The 14,604-nt window shown below is 60.0% G+C and carries 14 protein-coding genes; 6 read left to right on the top strand and 8 right to left on the bottom strand.

What is annotated here, in order from left to right:
• Positions 1 to 2: 2 nt before the first annotated feature.
• Together KGA89_RS02170 and KGA89_RS02165 are read right to left on the bottom strand one after the other, a co-directional pair.
• Complete coding sequence (locus KGA89_RS02170) at positions 3 to 1,184, bottom strand: amino acid ABC transporter permease (protein WP_214512392.1); 1,182 nt, start codon at positions 1,182 to 1,184, stop codon at positions 3 to 5.
• Positions 1,185 to 1,249: 65 nt separating this feature from the next.
• On the bottom strand, positions 1,250 to 2,281 hold the full coding sequence (locus tag KGA89_RS02165) for an amino acid ABC transporter substrate-binding protein (RefSeq protein WP_003205302.1): 1,032 nt from the start codon (positions 2,279 to 2,281) through the stop codon (positions 1,250 to 1,252).
• 473 nt (positions 2,282 to 2,754) lie between these two features.
• On the opposite strand from KGA89_RS02165, the gene KGA89_RS02160 reads away from it, so the two are divergent.
• The 5 genes from KGA89_RS02160 (at position 2,755) to KGA89_RS02140 (ending at position 8,075) form a co-directional block, all read left to right on the top strand.
• Entirely contained in the window at positions 2,755 to 3,411 is a 657-nt protein-coding gene (locus tag KGA89_RS02160) for an alpha/beta hydrolase (RefSeq protein ID WP_223470406.1), read from the top strand.
• A 98-nt stretch (positions 3,412 to 3,509) separates the two neighbouring features.
• Positions 3,510 to 4,973 (top strand): ATP-dependent RNA helicase RhlB, encoded by a 1,464-nt coding sequence (gene rhlB / locus KGA89_RS02155; RefSeq protein ID WP_057448977.1) that lies wholly within the window; start codon positions 3,510 to 3,512, stop codon positions 4,971 to 4,973.
• 163 nt (positions 4,974 to 5,136) lie between these two features.
• The gene (locus KGA89_RS02150) at positions 5,137 to 6,084 is read left to right on the top strand and encodes an ornithine cyclodeaminase family protein (RefSeq protein WP_003205305.1); all 948 of its coding nucleotides are present in this window, start codon (positions 5,137 to 5,139) and stop codon (positions 6,082 to 6,084) included.
• A 147-nt stretch (positions 6,085 to 6,231) separates the two neighbouring features.
• Positions 6,232 to 7,359 carry an NAD(P)/FAD-dependent oxidoreductase gene (locus KGA89_RS02145; RefSeq protein ID WP_013694161.1) on the top strand — a complete coding sequence of 376 codons (1,128 nt, stop codon included), beginning with the start codon at positions 6,232 to 6,234 and terminating at the stop codon, positions 7,357 to 7,359.
• 89 nt (positions 7,360 to 7,448) lie between these two features.
• On the top strand, positions 7,449 to 8,075 hold the full coding sequence (locus KGA89_RS02140; protein ID WP_003205307.1) for a transcriptional regulator: 627 nt from the start codon (positions 7,449 to 7,451) through the stop codon (positions 8,073 to 8,075).
• Between the two features lie 106 nt (positions 8,076 to 8,181).
• Here KGA89_RS02140 and KGA89_RS02135 read toward each other — a convergent pair whose 3' ends face one another.
• The 6 genes from KGA89_RS02135 to KGA89_RS02110 form a co-directional block, all read right to left on the bottom strand.
• Positions 8,182 to 8,958, bottom strand: coding sequence for an ABC transporter substrate-binding protein (locus tag KGA89_RS02135; protein ID WP_003205308.1), 777 nt, complete (start codon positions 8,956 to 8,958; stop codon positions 8,182 to 8,184).
• Between the two features lie 254 nt (positions 8,959 to 9,212).
• Positions 9,213 to 9,665, bottom strand: a complete 453-nt coding sequence (moaE, locus tag KGA89_RS02130) for a molybdopterin synthase catalytic subunit MoaE (protein ID WP_003205309.1) — start codon at positions 9,663 to 9,665, stop codon at positions 9,213 to 9,215.
• Between the two features lie 3 nt (positions 9,666 to 9,668).
• Entirely contained in the window at positions 9,669 to 9,911 is a 243-nt protein-coding gene (moaD, locus tag KGA89_RS02125; protein WP_053189805.1) for a molybdopterin converting factor subunit 1, read from the bottom strand.
• Positions 9,908 to 10,381 (bottom strand): cyclic pyranopterin monophosphate synthase MoaC, encoded by a 474-nt coding sequence (gene moaC, locus KGA89_RS02120; RefSeq protein WP_003205311.1) that lies wholly within the window; start codon positions 10,379 to 10,381, stop codon positions 9,908 to 9,910. The genes moaD and moaC overlap by 4 nt, the downstream gene beginning before the upstream one ends.
• Positions 10,382 to 10,581: 200 nt before the next feature.
• A complete protein-coding gene (locus KGA89_RS02115; RefSeq protein WP_003205312.1) occupies positions 10,582 to 11,976 on the bottom strand; it encodes a PhoH family protein in 1,395 nt (464 codons plus the stop codon).
• A 336-nt stretch (positions 11,977 to 12,312) separates the two neighbouring features.
• A complete protein-coding gene (locus KGA89_RS02110; protein WP_003205313.1) occupies positions 12,313 to 13,443 on the bottom strand; it encodes a polysaccharide deacetylase family protein in 1,131 nt (376 codons plus the stop codon).
• A 308-nt stretch (positions 13,444 to 13,751) separates the two neighbouring features.
• Here KGA89_RS02110 and yaaA point away from each other — a divergent pair, with 308 nt between their 5' ends.
• Positions 13,752 to 14,531: a peroxide stress protein YaaA gene (gene yaaA, locus KGA89_RS02105; RefSeq protein ID WP_223470404.1), complete on the top strand. Its 780-nt coding sequence runs from the start codon at positions 13,752 to 13,754 to the stop codon at positions 14,529 to 14,531.
• The last annotated feature ends 73 nt before the right edge of the window (positions 14,532 to 14,604 follow it).

Here is a 14,604-nt window from a genome sequence, read left to right as displayed (position 1 = left end):
CCTCACCGCTCGATCAGCGCAATGCGCTTGTTGTACCAGTTCATCAGCAACGAAATGCTGATACTGATCGCCAGGTACACACTCATGGTGATCGCAATCACCTCGATGGCCTGGCCCGTCTGGTTCAACACTGTGCCGGCAAACAGCGAAACCATTTCCGGGTAGCCGATACCGGCCGCCAGGGAGGAGTTTTTCGCCAGGTTCAGGTATTGGCTGGTCAACGGTGGAATGATCACGCGCAGGGCCTGCGGGATGATCACTTTGCGCAGGGTCGGACCGTTGCGCAGCCCCAGGGAACGGGCGGCTTCGGTCTGGCCGTGGCTGACCGACTTGATGCCCGAGCGTACGATCTCGGCGATGAACGCCGCGGTGTACACGGTCAAGGCCAGGGTCAAGGCCAGCAGTTCCGGGATCAGCACCCAGCCACCGACGAAGTTGAAGCCCTTGAGCTCCGGCATTTCCCAATGCACCGGCGCACCAAAAAGCAGCGCGCTCAACGCCGGGATCACCAGAAACAGCGCCAGGCCGACCCAGAATTTATGAAACGGCTCGCCAGTCGCTTCGAAACGCTTGTTGGCCCAACGCGTCATCAGCACGATGGCGACGATCGCCAGCACAACACTGATCACGAACGGCCAGAACCCTTCGGCCATCAGCGCGGCAGGCATGTTCAGGCCCCGGCTGCTGACAAAGAAGGTGTCGCCGAAGTTATGGGCGGCCCGCGGTCCTGGCATGCTCAGGAATACCGCGAAGTACCAGAACAGGATCTGCAACAGTGGCGGGATATTACGGAAAACCTCGACATAAACGGTTGCCAGCTTGGAAATGATCCAGTTCTGCGACAGCCGTGCCACACCGATGATGAACCCCAGGATGGTTGCCAGGATCACGCCAATGAACGTGACCAGCAGCGTGTTGAGCAACCCGATGAGAAAAACCCGGGCATAGCTGTCCGCTTCGGTGTAGTCGATCAGGTGTTGGGCGATGCCGAAACCGGCACTGCGTTCCAGGAAGCCGAAACCGGAGGTGATGCCTCGGTGCTGAAGATTGGTTTGTGTGTTATCGAACAGAAACCAGCCCAGCGCGATAACCGCCACGACAGTGACGATTTGAAATACCCACGCACGCACTCGTGGATCGCTGAGGCTGAGCCTCTGCTTAGGTGCGCCGATTGAATTTTGCATGAAGTGCCCCGCAAAGAATGGAACAGAACATCACCCGGTGGTTGGCCCACCGGGTGATAGAACCATCAGCGCACTGGTGGTGCGTATTGAATGCCGCCGGCGTTCCACAGAGCGTTCAGGCCGCGGTCGATTTCCAGCGGAGTGCCCTTGCCGAGGTTGCGCTCGAACATTTCACCGTAGTTGCCGACCTGCTTGACGATCTGCACAACCCAGTCTTTCGGCAGTTTCAGGTCTTTGCCGTATTCACCGTCAGCGCCCAGCATACGAGCGACATCAGGGTTCTTGGTGGACTTGGCTTCGGCCTCGACGTTCTTCGAGGTCACACCCGCTTCTTCAGCGTTGAGCAAGGCGTAGCCGGTCCAACGGACAATGGCCAGCCACTCGTCGTCGCCGTTACGCACGACTGGGCCCAGGGGCTCCTTGGAAATGGTTTCCGGCAGAACCACGTAGTCCTTTGGCGAAGCCAGCTTGCTGCGCTGGGCGAACAGCTGGGATTTGTCCGAGGTCAGCACGTCGCAACGACCGGATTCCAGCGACTTGGCGCTTTCATCGGAGGTGTCGAAAGTGATCGGGGTGTACTTCAGGCCGTTTGCGCGGAAGTAGTCGGAAACGTTCAGCTCGGTGGTGGTACCGGCCTGGATGCAGATGGTTGCACCGTCCAGTTCCTTGGCGCTCTTGACGCCCAGCTTGTTGTTGGCCAGGAAGCCGATGCCGTCGTAGTAGGTGATGAAGCCTGGGAATTTCAAGCCCATGCCCGCGTCACGGGAGCTGGTCATGGTGGAGTTGCGCGAGAGCATGTCGATTTCGCCCGATTGCAGCGCGGTGAAGCGCTCCTTGGCGTTCAACTGGCTGAACTTGACCTTGGTCGCATCGCCAAATACAGCAGCGGCCACGGCACGGCAGAAGTCAGCGTCGATACCGACGATTTTGCCGGTCGAATCAGGCACCGAGAAACCCGGCAGGCCATCACTCACACCACATTGCACAAAACCTTTTTTCTGCACGGCATCCAGAGTTGCACCCGCCTGAGCGAACCCGCTGACACCAAGGACTGCTGCTGCAGTCATGACGGCCAGGGTGGATTTCAGTAACTTCATTCAAACCTCCAGTTTTGCTCTTGTTGTGTCGGAGCTCGAGCCCTGTCGCACCCTTTTGGGGCATTGCCGACCCTTGTTGGCTTTTTTTAGGGTCAACCGACGTCTGGACCTTCGCTATGAGTCTAATAATGAGGATGTCCGTAAACAGTGGTCATGCCCATCTCTCACCAATCGGCCGAACGGGCTGTAGCCCTTCACGTTCGCGAAGCCCGTAGCGGCTACTGGCGAACATTCATCACCGGATTTCTGATATCCCATGCGTCGCGGTGAACTGATAGTGTTACCGCACAGCGTAAGAATCATCACTCGGGTACACCCATAGCAAAGCCCGTACCAGACCGCTGCGCTTAGCCCTTGTAAAACACGTCAAGACAAAAACTTTCAACTTTGCGACATCTAATTAACTGAGACACCGGACACGCACTGTAATCACGCACTGATTGGGCGCGCCCGCACAGATTTGGAGCACAACCATGACCGACCCCCTGATTCTCGAGCCCAGCAGCACTGCCGACGCGTGCGTTATCTGGCTTCACGGCCTGGGCGCCGATCGTTTTGATTTCCTGCCAGTCGCCGAAATGTTGCAGCAAAGTTTGCTCACCACACGTTTCGTTCTACCCCAGGCACCGACCCAACCAGTAACGATTAACGGCGGCTACGCCATGCCCAGTTGGTACGACATCCGGGCCTTGAGCCCGGCGCGGGCCATTGACGAACAGCAGCTCGAAGCCTCGGCACAACGGGTCATCGACCTGATCGACACCCAGCGAGCCAGCGGAATAGACGCCTCGCGGATTTTCCTGGCGGGTTTCTCCCAGGGCGGCGCGGTGGTCTATCACACGGCATTCGTGAAATGGCAGGGCCCGCTGGGCGGCGTGGTCGCGCTGTCTACTTATGCACCGACTTTCAGCGATGAGCTGCAATTGTCGGCCAGCCAGCAACGCATTCCGGTCCTGGCGCTGCACGGCCAATACGACGAAGTGGTACTCAACCCCATGGGTCGGACCGCAAAAGAGTATTTGAAGCAGCATGGTGTCACCGTGACATGGCAAGAATACCCAATGGGCCACGAAGTGTTACCCGAGGAGATTCGCGACATCGGCACCTGGCTGGCCGAGCGGTTGCGCTAAGAGGCTGATAGCCACGCCGGCCCTTTGACGATCACACTACGCCGCGCCCGTTTCTTGCATTACACTGGCCGGCGTACATTCCTTAACCAATCGATGAGATGACCGTGCTCAAAGCACTCAAGAAGATGTTCGGTAAAAGCGAGGCCGAGCAACTCGCGCCTGGCTCCACTGCGCCGACCCACGGCCCGAGCCGTACCGATGCGCAACAACCGCGCCGGGCGGCACCTGTTGCACAGGCAACAAAAGAACCCGTCGCCCAGCCTGTTACGGCCCCCGAGCCCGAGAAACCACGCAACGAAGCCCCCAGGCCACGTCGCGAACGCGCACCGAAACCGCCGGTCGTCGCCTGGAAGCTCGAGGACTTCGTCGTAGAACCCCAGGAAGGCAAGACCCGCTTCCACGATTTCAAGCTCGCCCCGGAACTGATGCATGCCATCCAGGACCTGGGTTTCCCGTATTGCACGCCGATCCAGGCGCAAGTGCTCGGTTACACCCTCGCCGGCAAAGATGCCATCGGTCGCGCCCAGACCGGCACCGGCAAGACCGCCGCGTTCCTGATTTCCATCATCACCCAGTTGCTCCAGACCCCACCGCCCAAGGAACGCTACATGGGCGAACCGCGGGCGCTGATCATCGCGCCGACCCGCGAGCTGGTGGTGCAGATCGCCAAGGACGCCGCCGACCTGACCAAGTACACCGGCCTGAACGTCATGACGTTCGTGGGCGGCATGGATTTCGACAAGCAGCTCAAGCACCTCGAAGCCCGTCACTGCGACATCCTGGTCGCCACGCCGGGCCGCCTGCTGGACTTCAACCAGCGCGGCGACGTGCACCTGGACATGGTCGAAGTGATGGTGCTGGACGAAGCCGACCGCATGCTCGACATGGGCTTCATCCCGCAAGTGCGCCAGATCATTCGCCAGACTCCACCTAAAAGCGAACGCCAGACCCTGCTGTTCTCCGCCACCTTCACCGAGGACGTGATGAACCTGGCCAAGCAGTGGACCACCGACCCTGCCATCGTCGAGATCGAAGCCGAGAACGTCGCCAGCGAAAACGTCGAGCAACATATCTACGCAGTCGCCGGGGCCGACAAGTACAAGCTGCTCTACAACCTGGTCAACGACAACGGTTGGGAGCGGGTGATGGTGTTCGCCAACCGCAAGGACGAAGTGCGCCGCATCGAGGAACGCCTGGTGCGCGATGGCGTCAACGCGGCCCAGCTCTCGGGCGACGTGCCGCAACACAAGCGCATCAAGACCCTCGAAGGTTTCCGTGAAGGCAAGATTCGCGTGCTGGTGGCCACCGACGTGGCCGGTCGTGGTATCCACATCGACGGCATCAGCCACGTGATCAATTTCACCCTGCCGGAAGTGCCGGACGACTACGTGCATCGCATCGGCCGTACCGGTCGTGCCGGGGCCGCGGGGGTTTCGATCAGCTTCGCCGGTGAGGATGACTCCTACCAGTTGCCGTCGATTGAGGCGTTGCTGGGGAAAAAGATTAATTGCGAAACTCCGCCGACGCATCTGTTGCGACCGGTCGAGCGCAAGCGCCCTTAGCATCGAGACGGACGCAGAGCGTCCATGAGGCATTCCCACGCAGAGCGTGGGAATGATCAGCGCAGCCAAGACAGGCTGCGCTTTTTTTTGCCTGGGGATATTGCTCGATTAAACTAAAAGTCCATAATGGACAAATTAGTTTACGCAAGCATCCGGAGCCCCCATGTCCAGCACGCCCCATGTGATGACCCAAGCCCAGGCCCGAGAACTGCTCGGGCAAATCGACGTGCCGCACATCCTGCGCAAGCTGTTCCGTGATCTCGCCGCTGGACAAGCGGTGCAGCCACCCCAGCAACTGGTGGTGTTTCCACAGGGCGCCGGGGACTTCATCAACTATCTGGGTGTGCTGGCTGAAGACCAGGTCTACGGGGTCAAGACCTCGCCCTACATCGTGCGCGAGCAAGGTCCGCTGGTGACCGCCTGGACCTTGTTGATGTCGATGCAGACCGGCCAGCCGCTACTACTGTGCGATGCCGCCGAGTTGACCACCGCTCGCACCGCTGCCACCACGGCTGTTGCCGTCGATGCCCTCGCCCCGCACACCGCCCGGCGCCTGGCGGTCATCGGTAGCGGTGCGGTGGCGCGGGCACACGTGCAATACGTCAAGGGCCTGCGGGACTGGCAAGCTATCAGCCTATATTCGCCAGGCCTGAAGACCAAGTCGGCACAAGAACTTGCCTCCATCACCGACCTGGACCCGCGCCTGCACATCGCCGACAGCCTTGAAGCGGCGCTGCACGACGCTGATGTGGTGATGCTCTGCACCTCGTCCGCCAAAGCGGTACTCGACCCGCAGGCCTTGGGCAAACCGGCGCTGATCACCTCCATCAGCACCAACGCCCCACGCGCCCATGAAGTCCCCCCTCAAAGCCTCAACGACATGGACGTGTTCTGCGACTATCGTCAGACCACCCCAGGCTCGGCCGGTGAAATGCTGATCGCCGGCGAAGAGCATGGCTGGGAGGCGTCGAGCATCGTCGGCGATTTGCCCGAATTACTCAGCGAACACGTGGCGCGTCCCGACTACCAACGCCACGTGTTCTTCCGCTCCATTGGTCTGGGCCTGGAAGATGTTGCGCTGGCGAATGCCCTGTATCGACTTCACAACTGACACCCCCCATTCCCTTGTGGGAGCGAGCTTGCTCGCGATGGCGGTGGGTCAGTCACCTTCAATATCGACTGTCAGGCCGCCTTCGCGAGCAAGCTCGCTCCCACAGGGGTCTTCGAGTTCCCGGGCACATTCTTCGCAGGAGAATTCATGAAACAAGCAGATTTCATCATCATCGGCGGCGGCATTGCCGGTGCATCCACCGGTTACTGGCTCGCCCCCCACGGCCGTGTGATTGTGCTCGAACGCGAATCCCATCCGGCCTACCACTCCACCGGACGCTCGGCGGCGCTGTATACCGCCGCCTACGGCACCCCTCAGGTGCGGGCACTGACCCAGGCCAGCCGGGATTTTTTCGACGCCCCGCCGACCGGTTTCTGCGAACACCCCTTGCTGACCCCACGGGGCGAAATGACCGTGGACTTCACCGGTGACCCGGCCGAGTTGAACAACCAATACCTCAGCGCCAAGGCCACGGTGCCGCAGATGCAACTGCTCAGCGCCGACGAGGCCTGTGTGCGGCTGCCGATCCTGCGACGGGAGAAAGTCCACGGAGCGATCTACGACCCCACGGCCTGCGACATCGACACCGATGCACTGCACCAAGGCTACCTGCGCGGTATTCGTCGCAATGGCGGTGAAGTGCACACCGACAGCGAAGTCCAGCAATTGAGCCGCGATGATCAGGGGCTGTGGCAGGTGAAGACCGCCAACCAGACGTTCACCGCACCGATCCTGATCAATGCTGCCGGCGCATGGGCCGATCACATTGCCGAAATGGCCGGCGCCCGGAAGCTAGGGTTGCAGCCCAAGCGGCGCGCAGCGTTCATTTTTGCCGGGCCCGAGGGCGTGGACATCCATGACTGGCCGATGCTGGTGAGCCTGGACGAATCCTTCTATATGAAGCCTGACGCCGGCATGTTCCTCGGCTCGCCAGCCAACGCCGACCCGGTGGAACCCCATGACGTGCAGCCGGAAGAGCTGGACATCGCCATGGGCATCTACCAGATCGAAGAAGCCACTACCCTGACCATCCGCCGCCCGACCCGCACCTGGGCCGGCTTGCGCAGTTTCGTGCCCGACGGTGACCTGCTGTCCGGTTTCGATCCGCAGCTGCCCGGGCTGTATTGGGTCGCAGCCCAGGGTGGCTACGGCATCCAGACCTCACCGGCCATGGGCCAGGCCAGCGCGGCGCTGGTGCGTGGCGAACCGCTGCCCGAGGCCCTGGCCCGTTTCGGCCTGAACAGCGCCATGCTGTCACCCGAACGCCTGGGCTGAACCACCTTGAGGTGACGCATCGCCACGATTGCGGCACACTCCCCCGCGCCCCTGTTCCACGGGGCGCTGACGCTGCCTGGAGCCCTGTCATGACTGCCTCGCCACCCGATCCGGCGCTGGAAAACTTCCGCACCATCGCCGACGCCATCGCCACGCTGTTCTACCCCCACGCCGAAGTGGTGCTGCACGACCTGCGCACCCAGAAAGTCGATTACATCGCCAATAACCTGTCCAAGCGCGAAATTGGCGATGACTCGTCCCTGGAAGACATGCTCAGCGAGGACGTCAGCGAACGTAATATCGGGCCCTACGAAAAGCTGAACTGGGACGGACAGAAGATTCGCAGCCTCAGCAGCGTACTGCGCGACGCCGACGGTCATCCGCTGGCGGTGCTGTGCATCAACCTGAATATTTCGCTGTTCGAGAATGCCAAGGCCGCGCTGGATCTGTTCCTGTCGCCGAGCAAGTTGATCCCCCAGCCCGACTCACTGTTTCGCGATGACTGGCAGGAACGAATCAACACCTTCCTGCATGCCTGGATGCGCGAGCGTCAGTTGAGCCTGAACCTGCTGACCCGCGACCACAAACGCGAGCTGGTGCTGGCACTGCATGCCGAAGGCGCATTCAAGGGCAAGAGCGCGTCCAACTACGTGGCCAATGTGCTGAATATGGGGCGGGCGACGGTGTACAAGCATTTGAAGGAGCTGAAGGGCTGAAATCTGCTTTGCCAGGCCTACCGCCTTCGCGAGCAAGCTCGCTCCCACACTGGATCTTTGTACCCAGGTCCCCTGTGGGAGCGAGCTTGCTCGCGATGGCGGTCAATCAGTCGCCATAGATATCCGACTTGAAATACTTGCCCTGGATCTTCTGATACTCCCCATTGGCCCGAATCCCATCGATGGCCTTGTTCAAATCCGCCACCAGTTGGGTATTGCCCTTGCGCACCGCGATACCGGCGCCTTCGCCGACGTATTTCGGGTCCTTGAGCTCGGGGCCGACAAAGGCGTAGCCCTTGCCACGAGGCATCGACAGGAAGTCTTCCAGCGGGATGGTGTCGGCGAAAATCGCGTCGAGCCGACCGGACGCCAGGTCCATGTAGATTTCTTCGTTGTTGCTATAGCGCTTGACGATCACACCCTTGGGTTCGAGGACTTCAGTGGCGTAGCGGTCAGTGGTGGTGGCCCGCTGCACACCGACGGTCTTGCCCTTGAGGCTGGCGTACTGGTCATCGACCACCGCCCCTTCCTTCATGACCAGGCGCGATGAGGTGAAGTAGTACTTGTGGGTGAAATCCACCGATTTCTTGCGCTCTTCGGTAATGGTCATGGACGACAACGCCAGATCGATCTTCTTCACCTTGAGCGCCGGAATCAGCCCGTCGAACTCACCCTCGATCCACTCGCACTTGACCTGCATCTGCGCGCACAGGGCATTGCCGATGTCGTAGTCGAACCCCTCGATCTTCCCTTCCGAGGTCTTGGAAGCAAACGGCGGATATGCCGCCTCGATGCCGATGCGCAAGGTTTTCTCAGCGGCGAACAGGCTGCTGGAGGCCAACAGGCTCAAGGCCAGGCCGGTGATGAGGGGGAGTTTTTTCATGATCGATCTCTCGCGGGTTGTTGTTGGTTTGGCAGAGAAAGGTGGGGCGATGACTTTATATGTACTTATAAATCCATATTGGACTTTAATGTACACACCGTCAATCGGTAGGCAGGGGAATGTGATGGGAGGTTGATGGCCTCATCGCGAGCAAGCTCGCTCCCACAAGGGACCTTGTGTACAACGAAGATCCACTGTGGGAGCGAGCTTGCTCGCGATGGCGACTTATGGCTTGCGAAAAAACAACAGGTTGCTTACTGCTTCCAGCGATCCGCCGCCGCATGGTCACTGTCCCGCCCTTCAACCCAGCGCGGGCCGTCGACAGTGTTTTCCTTTTTCCAGAACGGCGCTCGGGTCTTGAGGTAGTCCATGACAAAGGCGCAGGCATCGAACGCCGCCTGGCGATGGGCACTGGCGGCACCGACGAAGACGATCGGCTCGCCCGGTTCCAGGGCACCGATCCGGTGCAGCACCTCCAGCTTGAGCAACGGCCAGCGCTGCTCGGCCTCGGTGGCGATCTTGCCCAAGGCTTTTTCGGTCATGCCTGGGTAATGCTCCAGGAACATCCCGGACACATCGAGGCCGTCATTGAAGTCACGCACGTAGCCGACAAAACTCACCACCGCCCCCACGCCGACATTGGCCGCGTGCATCGCGTTGACTTCGCCCCCTGCGTCGAACGGTTCGACCTGCACACGAATCGCCATGGTTCAGCCTCCGGTCACGGTGGGGAAAAACGCCACTTCATCGCCGTCCGCCAGCGGTTCGTCGAGCTGGCACAAGTCTTCGTTGCGCGCGCACATCAGGTTTTGTTCCTTCAGCACCTCGGCCCCGTCACGCTGGGCAAGCAGCACGCGCACATCGTCGACCGTGGCGAAATCGCCTTCCACTTTCACCGAATCCACACCAAGTGCTTCACGGTAACGAGCAAAGAACTTCACGTTGATTTTCATGACGCATCCGCCTGGAAATGGCCGCTCTTGCCACCGAGTTTTTCCAGCACTCGCACGCCTTCGATGGTCATGCCCCGGTCGACGGCCTTGCACATGTCGTAGATGGTCAATGCGGCGACGCTGGCGGCGGTGAGCGCCTCCATTTCCACGCCGGTCTGCCCCGACAGTTTGCAGCGGGCGACGATGCGCACCCGGTCCTCGCCTTCGGCATTGAGCTCGACCTTGACGCTGGTGAGCAGCAGCGGGTGGCAGAGCGGAATCAGGTCACTGGTTTTCTTGGCCGCCTGGATGCCGGCAATGCGTGCGACGGCGAACACATCGCCCTTGGGGTGACCGCCGCTGACGATCATCTGCAGCGTGTCGGGCAACATGCGCACAAAGGCCTCGGCCGTGGCTTCACGGAACGTCACGGCCTTGTCGGTCACGTCAACCATGTTGGCGCGACCTTGGGAATCGAGATGAGTCAGCACAGGGTTACTCCTGATCGGGAGTGTCGATTGTAAACCCGTGGGTCAAATTCCGGCAGGCTTGATTGTCGCACCCTGTTATATCCCGCAACTTCCCAAATACCGAAAATCCCCTTGCTATCGCGAGCAGGCTCGTTCCCACAGGGGTTATGTGGCGCATACAAAAAACCGGGCGACGGTGAGGTCGCCCGGTTTGGCTGGGGTTACAGGTGGGATTCGGCGTATTCGGCCAGGATCGAGCGCGGTACGCCCTGCAGGGTGATGTGGACCCCGTTGGGGAAGTCCTTGAAGCGTTCGGTCAGGTAGGTCAGCCCGGAACTGGTCGCGGACAGGTAAGGGGTGTCGATCTGCGCCAGGTTACCCAGGCACACCACTTTGGAACCGGCACCGGCACGGGTGATGATGGTTTTCATCTGGTGCGGGGTCAGGTTCTGGCATTCGTCAATCAGGATCAGGCTCTGCTGGAAGCTGCGCCCCCTAATGTAGTTGAGGGATTTGAACTGCAACGGCACTTTGCTGAGGATGTAGTCGACGCTGCCATGGGTGCTTTCGTCATCCATGTGCAAGGCTTCGAGGTTGTCGGTTATCGCCCCCAGCCACGGCTCCATTTTCTCCGCTTCGGTACCGGGCAGGAAGCCGATTTCCTGGTCCAGGCCCTGCACGCTGCGGGTGGCGATGATGCGCCGGTAGCGCTTGCTGACCATGGTCTGCTCGATGGCAGCGGCCAGGGCCAGAATGGTTTTGCCGGAACCGGCGGCGCCGGACAGGTTGACCAGGTGGATATCCGGATCGAGCAAAGCGAACAGCGCCAGGCTCTGATAGATGTCACGGGGCTTGAGGCCCCAGGCTTCCTGATGCAGCAAAGGTTCCTGGTGCAGGTCGAGGATCAGCAGCTTGTCGACATGGATTTCCTTGATCCAGCCGACAAAGCCTTGTTCGTCGATGATGAACTCGTTGATGTGCACGGCCGGCAGGTTGTCGATCAACTGCACCTGGTGCCAGGTGCGGCCGTGATCCTGGCGGGTCTCGACCTTGCTCACACGGTCCCAGAAGGAGCCGGTCATGTTGTGGTAGCCATTGGGCAACAGCGAGACGTCGTCGACCAGTTGGTCGGTGCTGTAGTCCTCCGCCGCGATCCCACAGGCGCGGGCCTTGAGGCGCATGTTGATGTCTTTGGTCACCAGCACCACGGCCTGGTCCTTGGTGCGCGCGTGCAAGTCGATCAACTGGTTGATGATGATGTTGTCGTTCAGGTGTTCAGGCAGCACCAGGTTGGGTTCGGTGCGCTTGCTCATCAGGATCGAAAGCAGGCCCTTGGGGCCACTTTTGCCGCGCTGGATCGGCACGCCGAGTTCAACGTCCTCCGGAGAGGCGTCACCCAGGGTCTTGTCGATCAGACGGATCGCCTGCCGGCATTCGGCCGCAACGCTGTGGTGTCCGCTCTTGAGCTTGTCCAGCTCCTCAAGCACGGTCATCGGGATGGCAACGTGGTGTTCTTCGAAGTTCAGCAGGGCGTTTGGATCGTGGATCAATACGTTGGTATCGAGTACATAGAGGATTGGCTGGTTGGAGGAAAGGCTGCGTCCGTGGTCATCCATACTCGGTCACCTATGTGGGGGCCATTCGACGCAATACCGTGACAGTGCTGCGCCTCGAGGTAGCCACCGAATTCACCCGCGACGATTCAGGTGAACTGCACACAATCTGGGTCTTGGAAGACGCCACCTGTGTTGCAGGTTTCGGCGGTCTGTCTTCTTGATACTCCAAAAACCATGACAGGAAAAAGCACTTTGACGCTTTTTTGAAGTTTATTTTTCAGAGTGACGAATAACCCTTGGCGTACCGCCATTGCGCCGTTAAAGTCGGAAGTCCGGTTGTCATGAATGTGCGCCGATTTTTTCTCGTCCCCCAATGTTTCCGGGCCTTTTCAGGTTTCAGCGAAACGCTTCCTGGCAGTCCGCCCAACCGATCCCGCTTTGCGCCGTCTGCGTCATCAACCAGGGCATCGCCGTTTTCACCCCATCCTGCTTGGCATTGAAATTGATCACCCCGTGGCGCCACAGCAGCATCAGGGTCAGCACACGCTGGGCGCTTTGCTCAGGCTTGAGTCGATTGTTGCTGTCCTGGGGATCGATGTCCCACAGCGCCACTTGCAAGCCCTGCTGCTGGAAGAACGCTTGCGCATCGCCGCGCCGCTGGCCTTGGGGCGGACGGAACAGCGGCACGAAATTTTCGGGCAGCTTGCCCTTGACCAGTTCGACACTGCGCCGGACCGAGTCTTGCCAGTCCTGCCAATAACTGTGGGAGCGGAACTCCCAGCCCTGCACGCCCACGCATTGTCTCGAATACAACGCCTGGAGATTGTTGACCGAGCCCTCTTGCAACCGCGCCTGAATGTCCTTGCCCAGCACGAAGAAGGTGCCATTGATGTTCGCCTTGCGCAGGTATTCGGCCAACCACGGGGTGTTGTCCGGCACAACGTTGGCGGCGCTGTCGAAGGTCAGCAGGAACAGGCGGTCGTTCATGCCTTCGCCGTTGCGTTCGTAATCGCCGAAACGTTCGATTTCGCTGCTGGTTTGCGGAAAAAGCGCGGCTTTACGCAGCAGTTCGTCGCGGTATTGGGTATGAAAGATCTGGCTCGGCGCGGCCCACTTGATGTAGTAGGAATTGTCATCCAGATGGAATCTGCGTGCCTCTTCGCGCAGGGTCGCCATGTCCTCGACCAGGTAACAGAAGGAAGCGTCCTGATCGCAACTGCGTTGGGCAAAGTTGTAGTTGGCCAACAACCGCTGCCACAGCCGGGCGCGAAGCGCGTCGATAGCAACCATATTGACCGAACGCAGCCCCAGGTACTGCTTGAGCGCAATTTCGTCCATCGCATCGACGTCCAGCAGGACCCGGGCGAACATCAGGATCTCGGCCCGCGAGGCCACGTCGAACAGCGTCGGGCTGGTGAGTTGTTCCGGCCAGGTGCTGCGGTCCAGGGTCGCGACGTCGTTGAGCGCGGGCGCGGCAATGGCACCCAGGCTCAACAGCCAGGCCGATAACAGAAGAGCGATACGCAAAAGGGATGTCTCCATAACGAAACCCGCGCGGCATCATAGCCGATCCTGGCGCAATACCCTTGTGATCAGAGGACTTGGGGAGCAGACCTGTGGGAGCAACGCTTGCTCGCGATGCAGGTGACAAGGTCCATCTGCAAGATTGCGTCATCGTTCATCGCGAGCAAGCTTTGCTCCCACGGACTTTGCTCCCACAGCTCCCTCACCACAAATGCCCGTCAATACTCGCCCATCCATCACCTATCACCCCAATAGCTGGAGTCCACCCGGACAACCCCCTAGAATCGCCGCACCCTCAAGGAGACGATTTCATGCTGATGGTGATTTCCCCCGCCAAGACCCTCGATTACGAAACACCGCCGGCCACCGCGCGTTTTACCCAGCCTCAGTACCTGGATCATTCCCAGGAACTGATCGAGCAACTGCGCGAACTCTCCCCGGCACAGATCAGCGAGCTGATGCATGTCTCCGACAAGATCGGCGGCCTCAATGCCGCGCGATTCGGCAGTTGGACGCCGGCGTTCACTGCGGCCAATGCCAAGCAGGCGCTGCTGGCCTTCAAGGGCGACGTGTATACGGGCCTCGATGCGCAAAGCTTTGGCGATGCCGACTTCGACTACGCCCAGCAGCACCTGCGCATGCTCTCTGGCCTCTATGGCCTGCTGCGGCCACTGGACCTGATGCAACCCTATCGCCTGGAAATGGGCACGAAGCTGGCCAATGCCCGGGGCAAGGACCTTTATGCTTTCTGGGGCACGCGCATCAGCGAATGGCTGAACGAAGCCCTCGCCGACCAGGGCGACGACGTACTGCTGAACCTGGCCTCCAATGAATACTTCTCGGCGGTCAAGCGCAGCGCACTGAAAGCACGAGTCATCGATACCGAATTCCGCGACCTGAAAAATGGCCAGTACAAAATCATCAGCTTCTACGCCAAGAAAGCCCGGGGCCTGATGAGTCGTTTCGTGATTCAGGAACGGATCAACGACCCTGCGGCACTCAGCCAATTCGATGTACAGGGCTACCGCTTCAACGCCCAACAGTCGAGCCGGGACAAACTCGTTTTCCTGCGCGATCACGCCCCCGAATAAAGCATGACCTTATACCGCCCCCTGATCGGGGGCTTCGATCATCTGCCTATTTGTCATCTTAGTTCCTCGCCCA

Source organism: Pseudomonas sp. A-RE-22, assembly GCF_019956035.1.
In the GTDB taxonomy this organism is placed as follows: Bacteria; Pseudomonadota; Gammaproteobacteria; order Pseudomonadales; family Pseudomonadaceae; genus Aquipseudomonas; species Aquipseudomonas brassicacearum.
The sequence above is the reverse complement of the archived record's forward strand: the minus strand, read 5'-3'. Positions and strand labels throughout refer to the sequence as shown.

Bases quoted from the DNA above. Each gene is read 5' to 3' on its own strand.
- moaD (WP_053189805.1), bottom strand. From the start codon at position 9,911: ATGAAAATCAACGTGAAGTTCTTTGCTCGTTACCGTGAAGCACTTGGT.
- rhlB (WP_057448977.1), top strand. From the start codon at position 3,510: ATGACCGTGCTCAAAGCACTCAAGAAGATGTTCGGTAAAAGCGAGGCC.
- KGA89_RS02170 (WP_214512392.1), bottom strand. From the start codon at position 1,184: ATGCAAAATTCAATCGGCGCACCTAAGCAGAGGCTCAGCCTCAGCGAT.
- KGA89_RS02150 (WP_003205305.1), top strand. From the start codon at position 5,137: ATGTCCAGCACGCCCCATGTGATGACCCAAGCCCAGGCCCGAGAACTG.
- KGA89_RS02115 (WP_003205312.1), bottom strand. From the start codon at position 11,976: ATGGATGACCACGGACGCAGCCTTTCCTCCAACCAGCCAATCCTCTAT.
- KGA89_RS02140 (WP_003205307.1), top strand. From the start codon at position 7,449: ATGACTGCCTCGCCACCCGATCCGGCGCTGGAAAACTTCCGCACCATC.
- yaaA (WP_223470404.1), top strand. From the start codon at position 13,752: ATGCTGATGGTGATTTCCCCCGCCAAGACCCTCGATTACGAAACACCG.
- KGA89_RS02135 (WP_003205308.1), bottom strand. From the start codon at position 8,958: ATGAAAAAACTCCCCCTCATCACCGGCCTGGCCTTGAGCCTGTTGGCC.
- KGA89_RS02165 (WP_003205302.1), bottom strand. From the start codon at position 2,281: ATGAAGTTACTGAAATCCACCCTGGCCGTCATGACTGCAGCAGCAGTC.
- moaE (WP_003205309.1), bottom strand. From the start codon at position 9,665: ATGGCGATTCGTGTGCAGGTCGAACCGTTCGACGCAGGGGGCGAAGTC.
- KGA89_RS02145 (WP_013694161.1), top strand. From the start codon at position 6,232: ATGAAACAAGCAGATTTCATCATCATCGGCGGCGGCATTGCCGGTGCA.
- KGA89_RS02160 (WP_223470406.1), top strand. From the start codon at position 2,755: ATGACCGACCCCCTGATTCTCGAGCCCAGCAGCACTGCCGACGCGTGC.